Annotated in this window: 1 protein-coding gene and 1 pseudogene; both read left to right on the forward strand. The window is 53.1% G+C overall.

The genetic code is table 11. From position 1 onward, the window contains the following. Positions 1 to 618 (forward strand): DUF6318 family protein (locus BQ7477_RS11780; RefSeq protein ID WP_159430599.1); only part of this gene is annotated, 618 nt, incomplete at its 5' end. 328 nt (positions 619 to 946) lie between these two features. After that, a pseudogene (locus tag BQ7477_RS10930) lies at positions 947 to 1,422 on the forward strand (hypothetical protein); the annotation flags it as partial.

Here is a 1,422-nt window from a genome sequence, read left to right on the forward strand (position 1 = left end):
AAACCCACCACAGCCGCCACGCCCACCACCAGGCCAACACCCAACGCACCCGCCACAGCCCCCACCGCACCCGCCACGGCCTCCACCGAGGCGGCGATGTCCGGCGGCTACCAAATCGGCCCCGACGGCGTCCTCGTACGCCCCGCCGAACACGCAGCATCCACCTACACCAAACCCGAACTACCAGAAGAAGCCAAACAAAACACAGAAAGAGGAGCAGAACTCGCAGCAGAGTACCTCCTCGACACGTTCACCTACGCGTGGAACACCGGAGACACACAACCCTTTGAAGACATAACACAACCTGGAGAGAATTTTCGAGAAACCTACATTCAAAATATAAATAACATCTATTCAAAAGGATGGGTATATGGAAACAATTCCACTATTACGAACATTATCGCAGTCGAACCTGTCCCTGTAGAGAAATTTCACGTTGAACCCAATACTGTCGGCGTAGCATTTGAAATTGAAACAGAGAATGGAATTGCGTGCACTAGACAGAAGATAACTAATAGCACCTCTAAATACAAAGCGAGCCTAAATCTATTCATGACATGGAAGAATGGGCGTTGGATTCTCACCGATGGAGGCATCGATTTTGATGTCAAAAACTAGCGCATCACTACTTCGGCTCACTTCAATAGTTACACTCATACTATGCATGAATATACAACCTGCAAGAGCGAGTCATGTAAGCATATCATGCACGGATGGCGTAAACGATCCTTTTGGATTTTGCGCTTCTACAACTCCTGATGGCATCAATACAAGTGCATGGAGAAAGGAGCATACCGAGTCACCCGGCCCTGACCCTAATACATCTCCGCCATCATTAGATGCTCAGAGGGCAAAACAGACGGCTGATACAGAGGCTGATCATGCTTCTAGTTCTTACAAAGATCGTTGTAAGGAGCTGTTCATTGGGAAGGCGACCAACAGCCCGATGGTTTCAGATGACACCACTGTCGTTCGGTGCGAGCTGCCTCCTGATCCTGAGGGTGGACCCGATCAGGACCCGGGCCGTGTACCCACCACGCGTGACATCCTCTACCTAGCCGCCACTGTGATTCGTGCTGATGGGGCGGGTTTGCGTAAGCGGCCCGACGGTGTGTCGTACACGAACCGGTTCGTCCCCACGATCGTCTCGGTTACCTCCCCGGTTCAGAGCCATGTGATTAATCTGTTGGGACGCGATATTACGATCACGTTGACGGCGACGAACTATGAGTATTCCTGGGGCGATGGGACCCCCAACACGGTGACCACATCGCCGGGCCTGGCGTGGGAGAAGGGCATTGACCCGAACAATGACCCGCGTCTCATCCGCCACTACTACACCCCGCCCCAAGGCTGGCGCTCCATGCTCGATGGCCCCTACCCCCACGAAAACCGAGAAATCACCCTCACCACCACCTGGAG

This window comes from Actinomyces bouchesdurhonensis (assembly GCF_900128465.1).
In the GTDB taxonomy this organism is placed as follows: Bacteria; Actinomycetota; Actinomycetes; order Actinomycetales; family Actinomycetaceae; genus Pauljensenia; species Pauljensenia bouchesdurhonensis.